We start from the raw sequence: 19,769 nt of genomic DNA, 5'->3' as shown, positions 1-19,769 counted from the left end.
CGGCCACCGGGCGGTGCGGGCAGGGCGTCGGATTCCACTGCCGCGACGGCGGGCGGACCGCATTCGGAGGTCGGCTCCGAATTCCTGTCCGCACGTCGGTGAGAACTGCTACCGCCGGGCCGTCACGCCCCCGGGCCGCAACCGCGGACCACCGGCACCACGTACCCACATGAAAGGCGCCGGGTTGTCCACCCGGCGCATCCGCACACCGATCCGATCCCCTCCCGAGCGCTCACTGCAGATGCGCTGGATTTGCGCGCCTGGTGTCGTTCCCCGAGCTGCGGAGACGGGTGTACCGCAACCCAGGCCTCCGCTTGACCGTGCGCGACCAATGAGATCACATCAACGCGCCCTCGTGGAAGAAGCGCGGACAAGTTCGGAATCTTTCATGTGCCATTCACATCACCGACAGTGACGAATCAACCATCGGGTCAGGCGATTCCGGAGCTCAGGAGGACGCGGCCGCTCCGCCCGCCCGGCCGAGGACGCGGTCGACGGTGATCTCGATGACCACCCGGTCCGGGTTGCCCCTCGGCTCGCGGTAGCGCTCGGCGTAGCGGCGCTCCGCCTCGGCGACCTGCTCGGGCTCGTCGCGGACGACCGCCACGCCCTCCAGGGTCGACCAGCGGGCCCGGTCCACCTGGCAGACCGCGACCCGCTGGCCGCCGGGGCCGGCCTCGGCGACGTTGCGGGCCTTGCGGCTGGTGCGGCTGGTGATCACCCGGGCGGTCCCCGTCTCCGGCTGGTACGTCACACCCACCGGCACCACGTGCGGCGTGCCGTCCGGGCGGGTGGTGGTCAGCGTGGAGATGTGCCGCTCCCGCCAGAAGGCGAGGAGGGATTCGTCGAGGTCGCGCGGGTCGTGGGCCATGATCGCGATGGTACGGCCCCCGGGGAGCGGTCGTTCCCCTGGGGCCGTACGGGCGGGGCGTCAGTGCCCGCGCGCGATCCACTCCGGCAGGGCCGGGGCCTCGGCGCCGATGGTGGTCGGGTCGCCGTGGCCGGTGCGCACCACGGTCTCGGCCGGGAGCGTCAGCAGCCGCTCGCGGATCGAGTCGACGATCGTCGGGAAGTGCGAGAACGACCGGCCGGTGGCGCCCGGGCCGCCCTGGAACAGGGTGTCGCCGGTGAAGACGGTGCCCAGTGCGGGCGCGTACAGGCAGACCGCGCCCGGCGCGTGGCCCGGGGTGTGCAGCACGGTCAGCTCGGTGCCCGCCACCTCGATCCGGCCGCCGTCGGCCAGTTCGCCGTCCGGCAGCCGCTCGGGGTGGGTGAGCTTCCACAGCGGCAGGTCGTCGGGGTGCAGCAGGATCGGCGCACCGGTGCGGGCGGCGAGGGCCGGGGCCGCGTCGATGTGGTCGTTGTGCGCGTGGGTGCAGACGATCGCCAGCAGCCGGCGCCCGCCGAGCGCGGCCTCGATGGCCTCGGCGTCGTGCGCGGCGTCGATCACCACCGCCTCCTCGTCGTTCCCGACGATCCAGACGTTGTTCTCCACCTCCCAGCTGCCGCCGTCGAGTTCGAAGGTCCCGGCGGTCACCAGCCGGTCGATGCGGGGCGAGGTCACAGGATCACCACCGAACGCAGGACGTCGCCCTGGTGCATGCGCTCGAAGGCCTGCTCCACGGCGTCGAGCCCGATGGTCTCGGTGACGAAGGCGCCGAGGTCCAGGCGGCCCTGGAGGTGGAGGTCGATCAGCATCGGGAAGTCCCGCGAGGGCAGGCAGTCGCCGTACCAGGAGGACTTCAGCGCGCCGCCGCGGCCGAAGACGTCGAGCAGCGGCAGCTCCAGCGTCATCTCCGGGGTCGGCACGCCGACCAGGACGACGGTGCCGGCCAGGTCGCGGGCGTAGAAGGCCTGCTTGTAGGTCTCCGGCCGGCCGACCGCCTCGACCACCACGTCCGCGCCGTTGCCGCCGGTCAGCTCGCGGATCGCCTCGACCGGGTCGGTGGTGCGGGAGTTGACGGTGTGGGTGGCGCCCAGCTTGCGGGCGGTCTCCAGCTTGCGGTCGTCGATGTCCACGGCGATGATCTTCGACGCGCCCGCCAGCCGCGAGCCCATCACGGCCGCGCCGCCGACGCCGCCGCAGCCGATCACCGCGACCGTGTCGCCCCGGCCGACGTTGCCGGTGTTGATCGCGGCGCCGAGGCCCGCCATCACGCCGCAGCCCAGCAGGCCGGCCACGGCCGGCTCGGCCGCCGGGTCCACCTTGGTGCACTGGCCGGCCGCGACCAGGGTCTTCTCGGCGAACGCGCCGATGCCCAGCGCCGGGGACAGCTCGGTGCCGTCCAGCAGCGTCATCTTCTGCTTGGCGTTGTGGGTGTCGAAGCAGTACTGCGGGCGGCCCCGCCGGCACGCGCGGCACTGGCCGCACACCGCGCGCCAGTTGAGGACGACGAAGTCACCGGGCTCGACCTCGGTGACGCCCTCGCCGACCGACTCCACGATGCCCGCGGCCTCGTGGCCGAGCAGGAACGGGAACTCGTCGTTGATGCCGCCCTCCCGGTAGTGGAGGTCGGTGTGGCAGACGCCGCACGCCTGGATCCGGACCACGGCCTCGCCCGGGCCAGGGTCGGGCACCACGATCGTGGTCACCTCCACGGGCGCGCCCTTGGCGCGCGCGATGACTGCCTTGACCTGCTGGGGCATCCGATTCCACCTCCGTCGGCCGGCGCGGCTCTGCACCGGCGTGACCTGCGACAAAAGACTGCAAGACGAACTGCCCACGAAGCGTATCGTCCGCCCGGCCGGCCACCGGCGGAGCGCCCGGGGCGATCCGGGGTGACGCCGTGTGATAAGGGCTCACCGCGTCGACCGACGGCCCGTCCGTCCACCTGACGACGGCCCGCGAACCGGCCCGCGAAGCCGCCCCGAACCGTCCCGCGGCACGTGCCGGCCGGGTATCCGCCGAGGGCCCTGCGACAGCCCGGCGCGGCCGTGGCCATGGGGGCGTACAGGTGGCGCCGAGCGCCTGTCCGTGCGCCTCGAAGTGCCCGGAAAGCACCGGCGTTGGCTGGAAGTGCCGCAGACGGGCGCCCCGCCACCCACGTACGGTCGTAGCTGAAACGGTCCACCCGACCACGCTCAGCACACCCGCCCCACCCGTCGGCGCGTGCCCCCGCGCCGTCCGCGCCCGGTGCGTACCGACCGTACGCCCCCGTACATTTCGCGCCACACCCTCGTAGGAGCCCGACCGAACCCCGGCCCGTGTCGAGCCGCCAGCCGGCCGCATCACCCGTCCCCGCACCATCCCCGGTTCCACCCCCCGTCGGGTCGCGTCCCGCGGCCCACCTCCCTGGAGTCTGGAGTACGGATGTCCATCGAGAACAGTGCGACCAGCGCCGGCACCGCCCCGCTCCCCCCGCTCCACTGCATGCGGCTGCTCGAACCCGGCCCGCCCCGCCTCGCCGCGCTGCCCACCGGCACGCCGGTCTGGCTGGTCAGCCGGCACGCCGACGTGCGCCAGGTGCTGACCGACCCGCGGCTGGGCCGCGCCCCGCTCTACGCGCCGGACGCCCCGCCGATCACGGTCACGCCCAACATCCTGGACGACCCGGACGGCATGCTGAACATCGACGGCGCCGAGCACCAGCGGCTGCGCCGCACCGTGCAGCGGGCCTTCACCCCGCGCGCGATCGAACGCTGGCGGCCCTGGGTGGCCTCGGTGGTCGAGTCGCTGATCGACGAGCTGATCGACCACGGCTCCCCCGCCGACATCATCGCCGGCTACTCCCGCCCGCTGCCGGTCGCGGTGATCAGCCGGCTGATGGGCCTGGACAACCTGGACAGCAAGCGGCTCGCGCACTGGAGCGACCACGCGCTCTCCGTCACCGCCCACAGCCCCGAGGCGATCGTCACGGCGATGACCGAGTTCGCCGCCTTCGGTTCCGAGGTGATCGCCGAACGCCGGGCCGCCCCCGGCGAGGACCTGGTCAGCAGCCTGCTCACGGCTGCCGCCGAGGACGGCTCGATCACCGAGGGCCAGCTGGTCATGCTCGTCATCGGCCTGGTCGTGGCCGGACACGAGACCACCATGACCAGCCTCGGCAACGCCCTGGTCTACCTGCTCCAGGACGGTCGCGAGGCCTGGCAGCGGCTCGCCTCCGACGAGGCCAGCGCCGCCGCCGCGACCGAGCAGCTGCTGCGCGCCGTCCCGCTCGGCGACCGCCAGGAACACCTGCCCGGGCTGATGCGCCGCACCGTCGAGGACGTCGAGATCGGCGGCGTGGTCATCCCGGCGGGCAGCGTCGTCGCCGCCGACGCGGCCGCCGCCAACCACGACCCGGAGGCCTTCACCGGGGACCTGCGCACCGAACTGTTCGCCCCGCTGAGCGCCCCCACCCTCACCTTCGGCGCCGGACCGCACCACTGCCTGGGCGCCTGGCTCGCCCGGATGGAGCTGGAACTCGCCCTGCACCGCCTGGCCCGCCGGCTGCCCGCGCTGCGACTGGCCGAACCCGTCGAGCGGATCGACTGGCGGCGCGGCCTGCTCACCCGCAGCCCCAACGCCCTGCAGGTGGCCTGGTGACCGGCCGCGCCGACACCGAGCCGGTGGTCGTCCGGGTCGACCGGGCGCGCTGCATCGGCTCCGGGATGTGCACCCTGAGCGCCCCCGAGTCGCTGGCCCTCGGCGCCGACGGGCTGGCCGCACCGCTGGCCGGGTACGCCGACGGCGGCGCGGAGTTGACGGACGGGCTGAACGAGGCGGTGGACTACTGCCCGGTGGAGGCGCTCAGCCTCCACTCGGCCCGCGGCGGCTACCGGATCGCCCCCGCGGAGTGAACCCGTCCCGGTGGCGCCCACCGCGGTCCGTCGCGGCGGGCGCCACCGGGAGCTCCGGAGGGCCGGGCGGTCGAGGCCCGGGAAGCCGGGAGCCGGGCGGTCGAGGAGCCGGCGGGCCGATCGATGAGCCGGGCTAATGGATCGATGAGATCATCGATCTTGTTCGGCCCCTCCGCCGGCTGGTGAGCTGGCCGCATGCCGAACGCCGAAACCCTTGCCCCGCCCACCGGTTCACCCGCCGCCCCGCACCGCTGGTCCCCCGTCCTCGCCGTCGCGCTCGCCACCTTCACCGTGGTGTCGTCCGAGATGATGCCGGTCGGCCTGCTCACCCCGATGTCCCACAGCCTCGGGGTCACCGACGGGGTCACCGGCCTCTCCCTCACCATCACCGGCCTGATCGCCGCCGTCCTCTCCCCCTTCGCCCCGCTGCTCGTCGGCCTGCGCGACCGCCGGACCGTCCTGGTCGCCTTCATGCTGCTGCTCGGCCTGGCCGACGCGGTGACGGCGCTGGCGCCGAACTTCGCCGTGCTGGCCGTCGGCCGGGTCCTGCTCGGCGCCGCCATGGGCATCGTCTGGGGCCTCGCCGCGAGCCTCGGCCCGCGCCTCGCCGACGGCCCGCGTGTCGCGCTCGCCATGACGCTGATCTTCTCCGGCGTCTCCATCGCCTCGGTCCTCGGCGTCCCGCTGGGCACCTACCTGGCCACACTGCTCGACTGGCGCTCGGCGTTCTGGGCGCTCGCCCTGCTCGGCGCCGCCTCCGCCGCCGTCCTCGCCGCCACCCTGCCCGCGCTGCCCGCGCACGAGCGCGGACGGCTCGGCGGACCGGCCGGCGCCCTGCGCCACCGGGGCGTCGCCGCCGGGACCGCCATCACCGCCCTCGTCGTGCTCGGCCACTTCACCGGCTACACCTACGTCCGCCCGGTCCTCGAAGCCGACGCCGGCCTGAGCAGCGGCGCCGTCGCCGCCTGCCTGCTGGTGTACGGACTCGCGGGCGTCGCCGGGAACTTCACCCTCGGCCCGCTGTCCGGGCGCCGTCCGAAGACCGCCGTCGCCCTCGCCCTGACCGGTGTCGCCCTGGCCGCCGCCCTGCTCGCCCACGCCACCGGCCTCGTCGCCGTCCTGCTCGTCCTGGTCGTCTGGGGCGCCTCGTACGGCGGGGTGTCGGTCTCCACCCAGACCTGGGTCCGCATCGCCGACCCGGCCCGGATCGAGGCCTCGGCGGCGGTCTGGGCGGGCGTGTTCAACGCGAGCATCGCACTCGGCTCCCTCGCCGGCGGCCTCGTCGTCGACCGGGCCGGGAACCACGCCGTCCTGTTCACGGCGGCCGGACTGGCCGCCGCCGGACTGCTGCTCACCCTGCTCTCCCGGCCGGGCGGCCGACGACAGGACGAGCACTGACCTTCCGGCCCGGCGAGCGCCGACCCCCCGGGCAGCGGGAGCCGGGCCGGGCTCCCGCGGCCCGGCCGGCTCAGTCGACCTGCCCGGCGAGCAGCTCGACGAACCCGGCCGCCAGCGGGTGCGGGCGCCGCTCGTTGCGGACCACCTCCAGCGAGGTCCGCTCCAGCTCGGGCACCGGCAGGAAGCGGATGTCCGGCCGCTGGACGTACGCCGTGCTGCGCTCGCACACCAGCAGCCCCTGACGGGTGCCGGCCACCATCGACAGGCCCTCCTGGATGGTGGCCGCACCCGCCGCGTACGACAGCTGCCGGCCGCTCGGCGTCCGCCGGGGCGCGTGGACCCGCCGCCAGTACTCGGGCGCCGGACCGCGCGGCTCGATCAGCGGCAGCGCGGCCAGCTCGTCGGCGCTCAGCCCGTCCGTTCCGCCGAGGCGCTGCGCGGCGGAGACCGCCACGTACACCGGCTGCCGGGAGAACTCCATCAGCACCTCCAGCCCCGGTTCCCGGCACGGGGCCAGCACGATCGCCAGGTCCACCTCGCCCCGGGCGAGCAGCGAGAACGGGTCCGCCCACGGCAGCTCGACCAGCTGCGCCGCCCCCTCCGGCAGGCTCGCGATCACCCGGGCGACGGGCTGGTACACCGCGCACTGGAAGCCCAGCCGCAGCGGCCTCGCCGTCGCGGCCCGGGCCCGGGCGGTGTCGTACCCCTCCCGGAGTCGCTCGAAGGCGGGCACCACCTGCTCGGCCAGCTCCCGCCCCAGCCCGGTCAGCTCGACCCGGCGGCTGGTCCGCCGGAACACCGGGGCGCCGACCCGGCTCTCCAGGCGCTTGATCAGCTGGGAGACCCGCCCCTGGGAGACGCCCAGGCGCTCCGCCGTCCGCCCGAAGTGCAGCTGGTGGACGAGGACGGCGAAGCACTCCAGCTCCTGCAGCGGCAGCTCCGGCAGGATCGGGGTCGCGGTCGGTCGTTCCACCACGGCAGTCTACGTCCGGCTACCCGGCCGCCCCGCAGGCCAGCGCGGCGCGCAGCTCGGCGGCCGGATCGCCCTCGTGGTACGGGCGTTCGCTCGGCTCGATGTGGTCCAGGAACTCCTGGTAGCGCAGCGCGTAGGACAGGTGGTGGAGCGGCTCGGCGAGTTCGAGGGCGCGGCGCGGATCGGAGCCGGGGGCATGGCGCCGCCAGGCCTCGGTCCAGACCCGGGCATGGTGCTGCCAGGCCTCCGGGCTCAGGTAGGCGCGGGGGCGCAGCCCGTCCAGGGCGGGGTGGCCCAGACAGGAGTCGGCGTAGTCGACGACCACCGGGCGCACGCCGTCGGAGCGCCAGTTGCCGGGGTGGAAGTCGCCGTGCAGCAGCGTTTCCGGCAGGCCGCAGGCGGCGAGCCGGTCCAGCAGCCCGGGAAGGCCGGCGGCGAAGCGGGCCAGGCCGTCCACCTCCCCGGGCGTGAGGTCGGTCTCCTCGGGGAGCCGGTCCAGCAGAGCCGTCAGCTGGGCGGCCAGGGTGCGGGGGGTGCGGTCGCGCAGGCCGGCCAGGTCGGCAGGGCGCGCGGCGAGCGCGGCCTGGGCGGCGACGAACCGGGGGACGACGTCGGCGACGGTCGCGGCGGACGGGCTCCAGCAGTCCTCACCGGGGACGTGGTCGAGCAGCAGCCGCCCGCCGGAGGGGTCGGCGGCGAGCACCGTCGGGACGAGCGCGCCGTCGACGCCGCCGAGCAGCGCGATGGCCTCGTCCTCGCGGGCGTTGAACGCGGGCGTCGTGGTCTTCAGCCAGGCGTCGGTGCCGGTGGCGGTGGGGAGGCGGAAGAGGCCGGAGAGGTTCCAGGTCCGGATCTGCCGGGCGGGCCCGGACCGCGGGCGGCCGACGCCGGCGAGCTCCGCCTCCGCCCAGGCCAGCGCCGACCGCAGGCCCTCGGGCGTGGCCCAGGCGGCACGGCGTTCGGCCGGGCCGAGCAGCGCGGCCGTCCCGGCGTCCGGGGCTCCGGCCTCGCGTCCGGCCGGCCGGCGCAGCGCCTCGGCGTGGTAGCGCACCCGCCCGCCGTGGCCCGGGTCCGCGCTCCGCCCCTCCATCAGCCGCGCCACCAGCACCGGCACCCCGGCCGCGTCCGTCGCCCGCGCGACGACCTCGTCCACGGAGGACCACCAGCCGAGCTCCACCTCGAAGGGCCCCAGCTGCCCGAAGTACTCGTCGCCGTACGTGAGATCGACCGTCACGGTCCGGTTGTTCGCTCGCTGCACCGGAGCAGCTTCGCCCATCCGGGCGGGCCCGCGCGAACGAATTTGCGCCCGCCGAGAGCGGGGCGGAGCCGCCCCACACGGCCTACTGTGGGCCGGTGACACGGCAATCGGGCACGGTGGTGCTGATGTGCGGTCTCCCCGGGGCGGGCAAGACCACGTATGCGATGGGCCTCGTCCGGCGGGGCTACGCGCGGCTGTCGATCGACGAGGTGGTCTGGGAGCGGCTCGGGCGGTGCGATGCCGGGCTGGTCCTGCCGCGGGCGGAGTTCGACCGGCTCAAGGACGGGATCCGCCGCGAACAACTCGTCGAACTGGTCGAGTTGATGCGGGCCGGCCGCGATGTGGTGGTGGACTACACCTTCCGCAGCCGCACGGCCCGGGACACCTACAAGGCGCTGGTGGAGAGCCACGGCTGCCGCTGGGAGCTGGTCCACCTCAAGGCCGACCGGGCGACGCTGGAGCGCCGCCTGGCGCTCCGCAACCAGCAGGCCGGCGCCAACTCCTCCTTCGTCACCGCGGAGCTGTTCGACCACTACTTCGGCAGCTTCGAGGAGCCCCGGGGCGAGGGCGAGCGGGTCGTCCTGCCGCAGCCCCCGCCCTGAGGCCCCGAGGCCCCGAAGCCCGTGTCAGCCGATGGCCACGGCCGTGCCGGAGACCCGGACCCGGGTGTCCTCCGCGCGCAGTTCGACCCGCAGGACGCCGGGGCGGCCCAGGTCGTCGCCCTGGTGCAGCGTCAACACCGCGGGGGCCCCGACCGCACCGAGTTCCCGCAGGTAGGCGCCGAAGGCGGCCGCGGCGGCGCCGGTGGCCGGGTCCTCGACCACGCCGCCGACCGGGAAGGGGTCGCGGACGTGGAAGACCTCGGGGGTCTCGCGCCAGGCGAGCTGCAGGGTGGTCAGGTCGCGGGCGCGCATGAAGGCGGCCAGGCCGTCGAAGTCGTAGTCGAGCCGGGCCAGCCGTTCGCGGGTGGCGACCGGCAGGACGAGGTGCCGGGCGCCCGCGTAGGCGACCCGGGGCGGCAGGGCCGGGTCGAGGTCGGCCGCCGACCAGCCGAGCAGGGCGAGCGCCCGCGTGACGTCGGCCGCCGGCACCTCCTCGACCTTCGGCTCGACGCTGGTGAGGGTGGCGCGCAGCAGCCCGTCGGCGCCGCGCTCGACCTCGACCGGGACGTCCCCGGCCGCCGTCCGGAAGACGTACCGGCCCGGGCCGGTGTGCTCGGCCAGGGCCACGGCGGAGCCGACCGTCGCGTGTCCGCAGAACGGCACCTCGGCGAGCGGGCTGAAGTACCTCACCCGGTAGGTGCCTTCGGCCGGGCCGGCGGTCAGGAAGGCGGTCTCGGAGTACCCGACCTCGGCGGCGACGGCGAGCATCCGCTCGTCGGTCAGCCCGGTGGCGTCGAGCACCACGCCGGCCGGGTTGCCGCCCTCGGGGCGGGTGGCGAAGGCGGCGTAGCGGAGGATCTCAGGTGCGGCGTCGTCGGTCATGATCGGACGAACGCGTGCCGCGGGGCCGCTGTTCCCGCGCACCGCGGCACGGTTCCGGGACGTCCGTGTCGAGCCGGGTGCCGTCGGTGACGTCGTTCCCGGGCCTCCGGGCGGCGGGCGCAGCGGTCAGGCTTCTCCGGGCGGTCGGCTCCTCCGGGCGGCGGGCCGGGCGCGGCGGGCCCGCCCCGGTGGGATGATCGGCCGCATGGCCCTGACCTCGCACCAGCAGCACCTCCGCGACCGGATCATGGCCGCCGAGGTGACCGCCCCGCCGGAGCCGTGGCGGCCGGTCGGCCGGGGGCTGCTCGCGGTCGGCGGGCTGCTCGGCGTCGGTTTCGCCGTGCACCCGGAGAGCGGGCACGACCTGGTGCTGACGGTCTCCCACAGCGGCCACGGCCTGTTCGACGCGGCGACCGGCCTCAAGCTGGCCCGTGACCACGAGCCCGCCGAGGACCCGGACGGCCTGGACCTCGCCTGCCCGGGTCTCGGCCAGGTCGCGGACGTGCGCATCCCGGTGGCGGGGCTGTGGGGCGGCGGGCTGCACACCGCCGCCGACGGCGGCTGGCACATCGAGGTGGTCGCCCCGGAGTGGCCGCACCACCGGGTGCTGCTCGCGAGCGGCCGGGGGCCGTGGCAGGGCGAGCACGGCGAGAGCTGGTGGCTGATCCTCGACTCCAACTGGTCGACCTTCCGCGCGGCCGGCTTCTCCCCGACCGGCCGGACCCTCGCGGTGGCCACCAGCAGCGACCTCACGCTCTGGACCCGCCGCTGATCCTTCCGGATGCGGGCGGCGCGCCGAGCACCGATGCTGACGGCGAGGCGTGCCCGGCGCGAGGAAGGACGCAAGACCCATGAGCGCACTCGACTTCGAGATCATCGACAGCCCCGACAGCTCGCTCAACAAGACCTCCGTCCTGGTCACCGGCCCGCACGACGCGCTGCTGGTGGACGCCGGCTTCACCCGCTCCGACGGGCGCCGCCTGGTGGAACGGATCGAGGCCTGCGGCAAGCGGCTGACCACGGTCTTCGTCAGCCACGGCGACCCGGACTTCTACTTCGGCGCCCAGGAGGTGCAGGACGCGTTCCCGGGGGCCCGCTTCCTGGCCACCGCGTCGACCGTCGAGCACATCCAGGAGACGTACGAGGCCAAGCTGCGCGCCTGGGCGCACCTCGGCCCGGAGCTGCCCACCCGGCTGGTGCGGCCGGACGTGCTGCACGGCGACGAGCTGGTCTTCGAGGGCCACCGTTTCGAGCTGCGCGGCGCCGACTTCCACCTGCCGGACCGGCACTACCTCTGGCAGCACCACCACCGCGCCGTGCTGGGCGGTGTGCTGCTCTTCGAGGGCCTGCACGTGTGGACGGCCGACACCCCCTCCTCCGCCCAACGGGCCGCCTGGATCGACCTGTTGGACGGCATCGAGGCGCTCCACCCGACCTGGGTGGCGGCCGGCCACCGGATCGCTGGCGCGCCCACCGATCTGAACGCCGTCGACCACACCCGCGCCTACCTGCGCGCCTTCGAGACGGAGATCGGCCGGGCCGCGGACGCGGCCGCCGCCAAGGAGGCGCTGGAGCGGCGCTTCCCGAAGCTGGGGCTGCGGATCGCGGTGGACATCGGCACCAAGGTCGCCATGGGCGAGATGGCCTGGGGGTGAGCGGACGGTGATCGAGATCCCGCGGGACGTCGCCTCCTTCGCCGAGTCGCCCGCCCCCGCCGACGTGGTGCGCCGCCAGTACCTGGCCTCCGCCCGGGGCGACCTGGCCGCGCTGCGCGCCACCCTGTCCGACGACGTGGAGTGGACCGAGATGGCCGGCTTCCCGCTGGGCGGCACGTACCGCACCCCGAAGGGCGTCACCGCCAATGTGATGGAGCGGCTGGCCGCCGAGTGGGACGACTGGACGGCACACGACGACACCTACGTGGTGGACGGCGAGACCGTGGTGGTGCTGGGCCGCTACACGGCCGTCCACAGGGCCACCGGAAGGCCGCTCGCGGTGCGGGTCGCCCACCGGTTCACGGTGCGCGGCGGGCGGATCGTCCGCTTCGAGCAGTTCACCGACACCGCGCTGGTCAGGGACGCGATGACCGGGTGAGGCGCCCGGAGCCCGCCCGCACCCCACATTCACTCGTGCGGGCGAGCGTGGTGCGGCGCGCCAGGCGCGGTCTCGACACGCCACCCGGATGGCGGCAGGCTGAGCGCGACCACGGCCGGAGAGCGAGGAGTCGAGCATGGCGGGCACGGACACCGGGACGACCGGAACGGACGGCGGGCGGGAGCGCCCGGTCGTCATCGTCGGGGCGTCCCTGGGCGGCGCGAAGGCGGCCGAGGCGCTGCGCGAGGCCGGCTACCGGGGCGGCATCGTCCTGATCGGCGAGGAACACGAGCGCCCCTACGAGCGGCCGCCGCTGTCCAAGGGCTACCTGCAGGGCAAGACGCCCCGGGAGAAGATCTACGTCCACCCGCCGCAGTGGTACGCGGAGCACGACGTCACGCTGCGGCTGGGCACGGCGGTGGCCGCGATCGACCCGGCCGCGCACACGGTGACGCTCGCCGACGACGGCCGGGTGGAGTACGCCAAGCTGCTGCTGACCACCGGCTCGGTGCCGCGCCGGCTGCCGGTTCCCGGCGCGGACCAGGACGGGGTGCTCTACCTGCGCCGGGTCGAGGACAGCGACCGGATCAAGCAGGCGGTGCGGCCGGGCGCCCGGATCGCGGTGATCGGCGCGGGCTGGATCGGGCTGGAGGTGGCGGCCGCGGCACGGGAGGCCGGCGCCGAGGTGACGGTGCTGGAGGCGCTCGAACTCCCGCTGCTGCGGGTGCTCGGCCGGGAGGTCGCCCAGGTCTTCGCCGATCTGCACCGGGAGCACGGCGTGGACCTGCGCTTCGGCGCCAGGGTGGCCGAACTGACCGGCGAGGGCGGCACGGTGAGCGGCGTGAAGCTCGCCGACGGCACGACGGTGGCGGCCGACGCCGTGGTCGTCGGCATCGGCATCGCCCCCGCCACCGGCCTGGCCGAGGCGGCCGGGCTGGAGGTCGACAACGGGATCAAGACCGACCGGCACCTGCGCACCTCGGACCCGGACGTCTACGCGGCCGGCGACGTCGCCAACGCCTACCACCCGCTGTACGGCAAGCACATCCGGGTCGAGCACTGGGCCAACGCGCTCAACCAGCCGCAGACCGCCGCCCGCGCGCTGCTCGGGCAGCCGGACGCGGTGTACGACCGTGTCCCCTACTTCTTCACGGACCAGTTCGACCTCGGCATGGAGTACGTCGGCTACGTCGAGCCGGACGGCTACGACCAGGTGGTGTTCCGCGGGGAGCCGGCCACCCGCGAGTTCATCGCGTTCTGGCTCTCCGGCGGCCGGGTGCTCGCGGGGATGAACGTCAACGTCTGGGACGTCACCGACCCGATCCGCGAACTGGTGCGCTCGGGACGGGTGGTGGACACCAAGGCGCTGGCCGACCCGGCCGTGCCGCTCCACTCGCTGTAGCGGGCGGGCCCGGTGGCCGGCCGACGGGTCCGTCGGTCGGCCACCGGGCCCCAGCCGTCGACCGAAGGGCACGGCCGTCAGCCGACGGGGATGCCGGGGTTCACCAGGCCCCGGCCCCCGGTGACGGTGTTGCCCGCGCCGATCGTGACCCCGCACGTGGCCGCGTCGTAGTCGGTCACGTCGATCGCGTACCGGTCCGGCCCGGTGGCACCGGTGAGGTCGGAGCGGTTTCCCCGGAAGACGGTGCCGCAGCCCCAGCCCGGCCGGACACTGTGGACCTGGTAGCCGTCGTCGGTCGTGCGCCGCCCGGTGTTGTTCTCGACGACGTAGTCGTTGCCCTTCACGTCGACCCAGGAGTCGTCGTAGTTGCGCCCGGTGAGGCCGTCGCCGTCGAAGGTGTTGCCGGAGACAAGGCCGCCGGTGGTGCCCTCCTTGAGGTCGACGTTCTCGGCGCCGATGTTCGGACCGAAGGTGTTCCCGGTGATCTGCACGTAGTCGCTGCGGTCGGTCAGGGTGTTGGCGGTGCCGACGTAGACGCCCTCGCCCATGCCGTCCCGGTTCAGGCCGGTGTCGTGGATCCGCGAGCCGCGCAGCGTGCCGTGGGCGCTGGAGTTGCGGAAGTGCACGCCCTCCATGGTGGTGTGGTGGACCGTCACGTCGTCGAGGAGCACGTAGTTCGCCGAGTCGGCCATGATGCCCTTCTGGCCGCCGGTGACGGTCAGGCCCTGGACGGTCCAGTAGCTCGCGCCGTTCAGGTGGAGGCCGTAGCCGCCGCCGGACGGCGCGGTGAGGACGGCCTTCGCGGAGCCGGTGAGGGTGATCCGGGCGGCGGCGGTGCCGGGGGTGGTGGCCTTGAAGTTGCCGGAGTAGGTGCCGTCGGCGAGCTGGATGGTCTGCCCGGGCGCGGCGGCGGCGAGCGCGCTCTGGAGCTGTTTGGCGGTGCTGACCTTGACCACGGCCGCCGGGGCGACGGGGGTGGCGGCCACGGCCGCCGGGGCGGCGCAGCCGAGGGTGAGGGCGGCGAGGACGGCGAGGACGGCGGGGCGCCTGGTCACGGACGGTGCTCCTTGCGGTGGTCGGGACCGGCCGGGGTGTGGTGACGGAGGGCCGGTGATGACAGGAACATGCCGCCACTCAGAGTGGACTGGACCATTCCGGGGCGTCAAGAGCGCCCCGCCCGCGCCATACTGGAGCCCTGGGGACTCGCGGACTCGCGGACTCGCGGACAGGGAGGCGGCGATGGGCGGTACGGCCGGGTTCGCCGTGGTGGTGTTCGGTGCGCTGGGCGGCGTGGTCGCCTACCTCGCCGGCGTGGTCGGCCTGCGCGAACTGCGGCGGCTGCGCCGGGTCGGCGTCCCCGTGCGGGCACTGGTGCGCGAGCGCGCCCTGGCACCGGAGGACCACGCGCTGCCGCCGCGGCCGCTGCTGCAGTTCGAGACCGAGGACGGCCGGGTGGTCGAGATCTTCTCCCCCGTCCCCTCCACCCCCCGCCACCCGCTGCCGGACGGCGGCTTCGTCCCGGTCCGCTACGACCCGGCGGACCCGCGGCAGGTCCTGGTGGACGGACGGGAACGCACGGGACTGGAGTACGGGTTCCTCGCACTCGGGGTCCTGGTGGTGCTCGGCTCGATCACCCTCGGCGCCACGGTGCTCTGAGCGGTGCGGCACCGCGACACCCGCCGGGCGGGCCGCACCCGGCTCGGCGCGCGGCCCGCCCGCGGACTCAGACGGTCGCGGCGGTCGTCGCCGCCACGGCGGCCGCGGTGGTGACGGCGACCATGGTGAGCTGCATGGTCCGGATCGCCTCACGGACCGAATCGGCCGCCCCGTCACCGGCGGCGATCTCGGCGAAGCGCGGCTCGACCCGCTTGCCGGGCAGCCCGGGGAACGCCAGCCGGTGCAGCCGGGAGCCGTGCAACAGGGCCACCAGCGCGGCGGTGCGCACATCCGGCTCGGCGCCGTTCAACACGGCCGCGGCCAACCGCTCGCGCAGTTCGCGCTCCACGCTGTCGTCCGCCTCCGGGTAGCGGCGGACCGGGAAGATGCCCAGCACCCGGCGCCGCTCCTCGGCCACCAGGCCCCGCTCGCACAGCCGCCCGACGGTGTCCGCGACGACCGTGGCCCGGTCCTTGACCAGCCAGTCGGCCGCCTTGGCCCGGCCCGCGCGGCGCCCGGCCACCCACTCGTCGAGCCGGGCCAGCCGGTCGTCCACCAGCGGCTCACCCGTCGGGGTGCGGTCGGTGACGCTCAGCCGGCCGTCCTCGATCGCGACCCGCCCGGCCAGCACCAGCTCGGCCAGGATGCCGCCCGCGGCGGCCCAGGCGGCGGTGGCGGCGTCCTTCGCCACACCGGACTCGTCGTCCAGCGAGAGCAGCATCAGCTCCTCCGCGAGGGTGACGTGCATCGGATGTCCCTCTCTCCTCGTCCCACGGTCCCACGGTCCCGCGGCCGTACGGCGCCCCGGCCCGGCGGCGCCTCAGCCACGCAGGGCCTCGGCCAGACGCCGGGCACGCGTGTCCTCCTCCAACAACGCCCGGACCAACCGGTCCGTGCCCTGACCGGCGAGATCGGCCAGATAGGCCTCGACCGAGCGCGGGTCGGCGGGCAGCGTCACCTCGCCGGACTCCAACGCGGCGTACGCCCGGGCGTAGCCGAGACCGAGCCCGACGAGCAGCTCGCCACCGTCGGCCTCCGGCGCCAACCCCGGCTCGTGGCGGGCCACTTCACCCGCCGCCAGCAGTGCGAGCAGGACGTGCTCGGTGCCCGGCGTACGGCGGCCGAGGCGCTCGGCCTGGGCGTCGGCCTCCGCCCGGATCCAGGCCGCCGCACCGGAGGAGCCCGGCTGCAGCAGACGCCTCCAGCGCGGGGCCCGGTGCGTGCGGCGGGCCAGCAGCGCCTCCCGGGTGGGGCGCAGCAGCGGGTCGAGGCCGCCGCCGTCCGGACGTTCGGCGGCGGCCTGCCGCACGGCGGCGTCGAGCCGGTCCAGGACGGCCCGCGGCGTGACGCCCGCCGCACGCAGCAGCTCGGCGGCGCGGGTCGGGCCGTCGGCTCCGTCGGTTCCGTCGGCTCCGTCGGCTCCGTCATCGAGCAGGGCGCGCAGCAGGTGGACGGCGGTGCAGGCCGGTTCGCCGTCCCGCCGGGCCTGCTCGGTCGCGGCGGCGAGCACCCGGGCGGCGGCCGCGCTCAGCGGCCGGTCCCCCTCTGCGGAGGCACCGAGCACCTCCCCGGCGGGCACGGCAGTGGGCCCGTCGTCCGCCGTCCAGTGCCCCTCCCGCTCCCGGACCAGGGCCTGCAGGGTGTCCGCCCCCGCCCCGGCGGCGGCGAGGGCCGCGCCGGTGGGGCCCGGCTGCGCGGCCACGGCGATCAGGAGGTGTTCCGTCCCCAGCCGACCGCCACCCGGTTCGCCGAGCGCGCGCCAGTCCGGCTCCAGCATGGTCGTTTCCATCGGCCCTCCCACGACTACGGCTTTACTCGCACTGTATTCCGGCTTTTCCATCCCATGGGAATTATCCGCACGTCAAGAACGCGTCAGGAAGACCGCGGCGGCACGGGCCGGGGCCGGTTCTCGAGGCGGAAACGCCTGCTCCCGGATGGTCGCCACCGCGCCGACGCCGCCGCCGGTCGGCTGGCATGGCCGCGGTTCGGCACCGCCCCCGGCCCCGGGCCCGACCTCGCCAGGACGGTCACAGCGGGGACGGCTGACGCACTCGGCCGAACGATCCCGGCCCACGCCGACGACACCGTGCGGGTCACCGACACCGCACTCCGGACCGACGCAGCGCTGCCCGCCGACGGCCGGATCCGCCGCGCCCACCTGAGCCCTGCCGGGGCGCCCGCGCCGGGCCGCAACGAGGGGGCCTGCCGCGCGCCGAGGCCGCCGCACCGGCGGGCGGTGCCCAGGCCCTCCGGCGCCCGATGCCGGCCTGCGCGACCGGCCGCCCGCTCCCGCTCGCCGTCCTGCGCGGCGGGGCCCCGGGTGAACGTGCTCGCCGTCCCGGTGGAGCCGCCCTCCGGCGACCGACGGGCCCCGGGTCGGCGGTTAGGGCCTGTCGTTCGGACAGAGTCGCGGAGCGGCCCTCGGCTACAGTGCGCTCATGAGAGTTCGCCGCATCATGCCCAATGTCGCGACCCGGGACATCGGGGAGAGCCGGAGCTTCTACAGCGATTTCCTGGGCATGGACGTGCGCATGGACGAGCCCGGCTTCTTGATGTTGGCCTCGCCGGACAATCCGACGGCGCAGATGACCGTGGTATCCCCTGCCGCGGACTCATGGGACCCTCACACGTCCCGATCGACACTGGCCGTCGAAGTCGAAGACGTCGATGCCGCGTACACCGAAGCCGAGCGCCGCGGGTACCAGGTGGTCTATCCCTTGACCACGGAACCCTGGGGGATCCGGCGCTTCTTCGTTCGAGCCCCCGACGGAAGCGTCGTCAACGTTCACAGTCACGTCCGAGAGTGACGATGTCGGGTTCTGGCCCCGCCGTGTGAGTGGTGGCGCCGGACCCGTTTCGTGGCGACGGGGGAATGTCCTGGCCGAGCACCGGGGCCGTCTGTTCCCGCGAGGTGGGCCCGGGACGAGGCCTACCGCCGCCGGCGGCCACCGGTGACACGCCGCATCACCCAGAGCGCCGGCCCGCCCTCCGGCAGCCGGACCTCCTCCAGCACCTCGAAGCCGAAGTGCCCGTAGACGGCCAGGTTCGACTCCTTGGAGGACTCCAGGTAGACCGGCAGCCCGGCCGCGTCGGCCTTGGCCAGGCCCGAGCGCAGCAGTGCGGCGCCCTGCCCCCGTCCCTGGGCGGCCGGGTCGGCGCCGATCACCGCGAGGTACCAGTGCGGCTCCTGCGGCGTGTTGGCGGCGGCCGCCTCGACGGAGCGCCGGAAGGACTCGGCACGGTCGCCGAGCGGCTCGACGAGTGCCCGGAGCGTCTCCTCGTCCGGGACGGCCTTGTCCTGCGCGTGCGGCGGCACCCAGAAGGCGGCCGCGTCCGCCGTCCGCTCGCACACCCCGTGCCGGACGTACTGCCGGGTGAACAGCGTGGTGAAGTAGCCGTCCAGCCCCGCCGGCCGGGTGGCCGGGTCGGGAAAGAACCAGCACATCATCGGGTCGTCGGCGAAGGCCCGGGTCAGTAATCGACTGACGGACGACGTGTCATCGAGGGTCGCCGGCCGCGGCGCGTTGGTCATCTGCACACGGACATCCTGCGCGCCCTTATCTCCGGCCCGGCGGCGAGGGTGGGCGCGGGCGGAATTATTCGTTGGCACCCGTGCGACCGGCCCGGTTACGCTGGCGCCGTTCCGTTCCGTACCGATCGACCCGGGCCACCGCCCGGCCGGAGAGGGTGTCTTGATGTCCCGGATCGCGCCGAGTGCGCCTCGCCACACCGCCTGACGACCAGGCCTGACGAACCGTCGAGGCCACTCGGCCTGCTCTTGCTGCCATCGCAGAACCCCCTCAGCAAGGAGCACCCCGGGTGTCCAGCACCTCCAGCACTCCCCCCACTCTGAAGACCTCCACCTTCGCCTGCGTCCGGTGCGGTCTGACCGTCTCCACCTACGCCGCCGACGGCACGCGGCGCAACCACTGCCCGTCCTGCCTGCAGTCACGGCACGTCCTCGACCACGTCGAGGGCGGTCCGAGCGACTGCCTGGGCCGGATGTCGCCAATCGCCATCGCGGTGCTGCGCACCGGGGACTGGACGGTCGTCCACCGGTGCGTGCGCTGCGACGAGCTGACGTCCACCCCGGTCTGCACGGACGACAACCAGCTCGTCCTGATGCGGATGGCCGTCCGGCCGCTCGCCCAACCGCCGTTCCCGCTCGAAGCGTTCGGGACGCTCTGAGCCGCGCGCGGACGAGGGAGCACCGAACGTGCCACGACACGGGAACACCGCCGGCGGGGGCCGGCGGAACCGCCGCCCGCAGCGGTACAAGGACGTCCTGCACGAGCAGGGCGGTCACCGGGCGAACGCCTTCCGCTGTGTGGACTGCCGGCTGGACGTCCCGCTGGACGCCCCCGGCACCGCCCACCGCAACCACTGCCCGAACTGCCTGGCCAGCCGTCATGTCGACGGCCGGACTCCGGGTGACCGGGCGGCCGGCTGCGGAGGCCGGATGGCCGCGCTGAGCCTGTCGGTCCGCGCCGACGGCGAGTGGATGATCATCCACCAGTGCTTGTCCTGCGGCGAGTTGAGCGCGAACCGGATCGCCGGGGACGACAACGCCCTGGCCCTGGTCCACCTCGCCCTCAGGCCCTTGCGGGACACCACCCTGGCCCACCGGGCCCTGCGCACGCTGTAGGCGTCCGCACCCCCGACCGGGCGCGCGGGTGGTCGCGGCGGGTCCGTCCCCGAGGGCGGGCCCGCTGTCCGAACCGACGA

Annotated in this window: 22 protein-coding genes; 12 read left to right on the top strand and 10 right to left on the bottom strand. The window is 74.8% G+C overall.

Annotation, left to right across the window (positions count from 1 at the left end; genetic code table 11):
* Positions 1–448: 448 nt before the first annotated feature.
* Genes ACWD4P_RS27755 through ACWD4P_RS27745 form a run of 3 tightly spaced genes read right to left on the bottom strand, consistent with a single transcriptional unit; the run spans position 449 to position 2,646 of the window.
* Positions 449–871 (bottom strand): pyridoxamine 5'-phosphate oxidase family protein, encoded by a 423-nt coding sequence (locus ACWD4P_RS27755; protein WP_449781485.1) that lies wholly within the window; start codon positions 869–871, stop codon positions 449–451.
* A 60-nt stretch (positions 872–931) separates the two neighbouring features.
* Positions 932–1,564: an MBL fold metallo-hydrolase gene (locus ACWD4P_RS27750; protein WP_359828149.1), complete on the bottom strand. Its 633-nt coding sequence runs from the start codon at positions 1,562–1,564 to the stop codon at positions 932–934.
* The gene (locus ACWD4P_RS27745) at positions 1,561–2,646 is read right to left on the bottom strand and encodes an S-(hydroxymethyl)mycothiol dehydrogenase (protein ID WP_449781484.1); all 1,086 of its coding nucleotides are present in this window, start codon (positions 2,644–2,646) and stop codon (positions 1,561–1,563) included. The genes ACWD4P_RS27750 and ACWD4P_RS27745 overlap by 4 nt, the downstream gene beginning before the upstream one ends.
* Before the next feature lie 664 nt (positions 2,647–3,310).
* On the opposite strand from ACWD4P_RS27745, the gene ACWD4P_RS27740 reads away from it, so the two are divergent.
* The 3 genes from ACWD4P_RS27740 (at position 3,311) to ACWD4P_RS27730 (ending at position 6,177) form a co-directional block, all read left to right on the top strand.
* Entirely contained in the window at positions 3,311–4,525 is a 1,215-nt protein-coding gene (locus ACWD4P_RS27740) for a cytochrome P450 (RefSeq protein WP_359828147.1), read from the top strand.
* On the top strand, positions 4,522–4,779 hold the full coding sequence (locus ACWD4P_RS27735) for a ferredoxin (protein ID WP_359828145.1): 258 nt from the start codon (positions 4,522–4,524) through the stop codon (positions 4,777–4,779). The genes ACWD4P_RS27740 and ACWD4P_RS27735 overlap by 4 nt, the downstream gene beginning before the upstream one ends.
* A 195-nt stretch (positions 4,780–4,974) precedes the next feature.
* A complete protein-coding gene (locus ACWD4P_RS27730) occupies positions 4,975–6,177 on the top strand; it encodes an MFS transporter (RefSeq protein WP_449781483.1) in 1,203 nt (400 codons plus the stop codon).
* 70 nt (positions 6,178–6,247) lie between these two features.
* Here ACWD4P_RS27730 and ACWD4P_RS27725 read toward each other — a convergent pair whose 3' ends face one another.
* On the bottom strand, positions 6,248–7,150 hold the full coding sequence (locus tag ACWD4P_RS27725; protein ID WP_449781482.1) for a LysR family transcriptional regulator: 903 nt from the start codon (positions 7,148–7,150) through the stop codon (positions 6,248–6,250).
* Positions 7,151–7,169: 19 nt separating this feature from the next.
* Positions 7,170–8,384 carry a phosphotransferase family protein gene (locus ACWD4P_RS27720; protein ID WP_449781481.1) on the bottom strand — a complete coding sequence of 405 codons (1,215 nt, stop codon included), beginning with the start codon at positions 8,382–8,384 and terminating at the stop codon, positions 7,170–7,172.
* A gap of 119 nt (positions 8,385–8,503) precedes the next feature.
* Between ACWD4P_RS27720 and ACWD4P_RS27715 the strand changes: the two genes are divergently transcribed.
* Entirely contained in the window at positions 8,504–9,010 is a 507-nt protein-coding gene (locus ACWD4P_RS27715; protein WP_449781480.1) for an AAA family ATPase, read from the top strand.
* A 24-nt stretch (positions 9,011–9,034) separates the two neighbouring features.
* Here the strand turns inward: ACWD4P_RS27715 and ACWD4P_RS27710 are convergent, their stop codons facing one another.
* Positions 9,035–9,892: a PhzF family phenazine biosynthesis protein gene (locus ACWD4P_RS27710; protein WP_359823431.1), complete on the bottom strand. Its 858-nt coding sequence runs from the start codon at positions 9,890–9,892 to the stop codon at positions 9,035–9,037.
* A 205-nt stretch (positions 9,893–10,097) separates the two neighbouring features.
* Between ACWD4P_RS27710 and ACWD4P_RS27705 the strand changes: the two genes are divergently transcribed.
* From ACWD4P_RS27705 to ACWD4P_RS27690, 4 genes are all read left to right on the top strand, one after another.
* Positions 10,098–10,664, top strand: coding sequence for a hypothetical protein (locus ACWD4P_RS27705; RefSeq protein WP_359823428.1), 567 nt, complete (start codon positions 10,098–10,100; stop codon positions 10,662–10,664).
* A gap of 79 nt (positions 10,665–10,743) precedes the next feature.
* Entirely contained in the window at positions 10,744–11,547 is an 804-nt protein-coding gene (locus tag ACWD4P_RS27700; protein ID WP_359823426.1) for an MBL fold metallo-hydrolase, read from the top strand.
* A gap of 7 nt (positions 11,548–11,554) precedes the next feature.
* Positions 11,555–11,986, top strand: coding sequence for a nuclear transport factor 2 family protein (locus tag ACWD4P_RS27695; RefSeq protein ID WP_449781479.1), 432 nt, complete (start codon positions 11,555–11,557; stop codon positions 11,984–11,986).
* 136 nt (positions 11,987–12,122) lie between these two features.
* The gene (locus ACWD4P_RS27690) at positions 12,123–13,388 is read left to right on the top strand and encodes an NAD(P)/FAD-dependent oxidoreductase (RefSeq protein ID WP_449781478.1); all 1,266 of its coding nucleotides are present in this window, start codon (positions 12,123–12,125) and stop codon (positions 13,386–13,388) included.
* 77 nt (positions 13,389–13,465) lie between these two features.
* On the opposite strand, the gene ACWD4P_RS27685 is transcribed toward ACWD4P_RS27690, so the two are convergent.
* On the bottom strand, positions 13,466–14,443 hold the full coding sequence (locus ACWD4P_RS27685) for a right-handed parallel beta-helix repeat-containing protein (protein WP_449781477.1): 978 nt from the start codon (positions 14,441–14,443) through the stop codon (positions 13,466–13,468).
* A 184-nt stretch (positions 14,444–14,627) separates the two neighbouring features.
* On the opposite strand from ACWD4P_RS27685, the gene ACWD4P_RS27680 reads away from it, so the two are divergent.
* Positions 14,628–15,044: a DUF3592 domain-containing protein gene (locus ACWD4P_RS27680; RefSeq protein WP_359823412.1), complete on the top strand. Its 417-nt coding sequence runs from the start codon at positions 14,628–14,630 to the stop codon at positions 15,042–15,044.
* Positions 15,045–15,111: 67 nt separating this feature from the next.
* Here the strand turns inward: ACWD4P_RS27680 and ACWD4P_RS27675 are convergent, their stop codons facing one another.
* Both ACWD4P_RS27675 and ACWD4P_RS27670 read right to left on the bottom strand, forming a co-directional pair.
* The gene (locus ACWD4P_RS27675; protein ID WP_449781476.1) at positions 15,112–15,792 is read right to left on the bottom strand and encodes a GOLPH3/VPS74 family protein; all 681 of its coding nucleotides are present in this window, start codon (positions 15,790–15,792) and stop codon (positions 15,112–15,114) included.
* A 72-nt stretch (positions 15,793–15,864) separates the two neighbouring features.
* Positions 15,865–16,833 carry a Clp protease N-terminal domain-containing protein gene (locus tag ACWD4P_RS27670; RefSeq protein ID WP_449781475.1) on the bottom strand — a complete coding sequence of 323 codons (969 nt, stop codon included), beginning with the start codon at positions 16,831–16,833 and terminating at the stop codon, positions 15,865–15,867.
* 649 nt (positions 16,834–17,482) lie between these two features.
* Between ACWD4P_RS27670 and ACWD4P_RS27665 the strand changes: the two genes are divergently transcribed.
* Positions 17,483–17,851: a VOC family protein gene (locus ACWD4P_RS27665; protein ID WP_359829085.1), complete on the top strand. Its 369-nt coding sequence runs from the start codon at positions 17,483–17,485 to the stop codon at positions 17,849–17,851.
* A 122-nt stretch (positions 17,852–17,973) separates the two neighbouring features.
* On the opposite strand, the gene ACWD4P_RS27660 is transcribed toward ACWD4P_RS27665, so the two are convergent.
* Positions 17,974–18,576 carry a GNAT family N-acetyltransferase gene (locus ACWD4P_RS27660; RefSeq protein WP_449781474.1) on the bottom strand — a complete coding sequence of 201 codons (603 nt, stop codon included), beginning with the start codon at positions 18,574–18,576 and terminating at the stop codon, positions 17,974–17,976.
* Positions 18,577–18,863: 287 nt separating this feature from the next.
* Between ACWD4P_RS27660 and ACWD4P_RS27655 the strand changes: the two genes are divergently transcribed.
* Together ACWD4P_RS27655 and ACWD4P_RS27650 are read left to right on the top strand one after the other, a co-directional pair.
* A complete protein-coding gene (locus tag ACWD4P_RS27655; RefSeq protein ID WP_359829087.1) occupies positions 18,864–19,232 on the top strand; it encodes an RNHCP domain-containing protein in 369 nt (122 codons plus the stop codon).
* A gap of 28 nt (positions 19,233–19,260) precedes the next feature.
* Complete coding sequence (locus ACWD4P_RS27650; protein ID WP_359829088.1) at positions 19,261–19,689, top strand: RNHCP domain-containing protein; 429 nt, start codon at positions 19,261–19,263, stop codon at positions 19,687–19,689.
* Positions 19,690–19,769: the final 80 nt, after the last annotated feature.

Source organism: Kitasatospora sp. NPDC002543 (assembly GCF_053594915.1).
This window is presented reverse-complemented; position numbering and strand designations above follow the sequence as displayed.

What these genes read in the sequence shown, in the direction of transcription:
- ACWD4P_RS27745 (WP_449781484.1), bottom strand. Translation starts at nt 2,646, where the DNA reads ATGCCCCAGCAGGTCAAGGCAGTCATCGCGCGCGCCAAGGGCGCGCCC.
- ACWD4P_RS27705 (WP_359823428.1), top strand. Translation starts at nt 10,098, where the DNA reads ATGGCCCTGACCTCGCACCAGCAGCACCTCCGCGACCGGATCATGGCC.
- ACWD4P_RS27730 (WP_449781483.1), top strand. Translation starts at nt 4,975, where the DNA reads ATGCCGAACGCCGAAACCCTTGCCCCGCCCACCGGTTCACCCGCCGCC.
- ACWD4P_RS27660 (WP_449781474.1), bottom strand. Translation starts at nt 18,576, where the DNA reads ATGACCAACGCGCCGCGGCCGGCGACCCTCGATGACACGTCGTCCGTC.
- ACWD4P_RS27700 (WP_359823426.1), top strand. Translation starts at nt 10,744, where the DNA reads ATGAGCGCACTCGACTTCGAGATCATCGACAGCCCCGACAGCTCGCTC.
- ACWD4P_RS27675 (WP_449781476.1), bottom strand. Translation starts at nt 15,792, where the DNA reads ATGCACGTCACCCTCGCGGAGGAGCTGATGCTGCTCTCGCTGGACGAC.
- ACWD4P_RS27710 (WP_359823431.1), bottom strand. Translation starts at nt 9,892, where the DNA reads ATGACCGACGACGCCGCACCTGAGATCCTCCGCTACGCCGCCTTCGCC.
- ACWD4P_RS27665 (WP_359829085.1), top strand. Translation starts at nt 17,483, where the DNA reads ATGAGAGTTCGCCGCATCATGCCCAATGTCGCGACCCGGGACATCGGG.
- ACWD4P_RS27740 (WP_359828147.1), top strand. Translation starts at nt 3,311, where the DNA reads ATGTCCATCGAGAACAGTGCGACCAGCGCCGGCACCGCCCCGCTCCCC.
- ACWD4P_RS27755 (WP_449781485.1), bottom strand. Translation starts at nt 871, where the DNA reads ATGGCCCACGACCCGCGCGACCTCGACGAATCCCTCCTCGCCTTCTGG.
- ACWD4P_RS27670 (WP_449781475.1), bottom strand. Translation starts at nt 16,833, where the DNA reads ATGGAAACGACCATGCTGGAGCCGGACTGGCGCGCGCTCGGCGAACCG.
- ACWD4P_RS27680 (WP_359823412.1), top strand. Translation starts at nt 14,628, where the DNA reads ATGGGCGGTACGGCCGGGTTCGCCGTGGTGGTGTTCGGTGCGCTGGGC.
- ACWD4P_RS27690 (WP_449781478.1), top strand. Translation starts at nt 12,123, where the DNA reads ATGGCGGGCACGGACACCGGGACGACCGGAACGGACGGCGGGCGGGAG.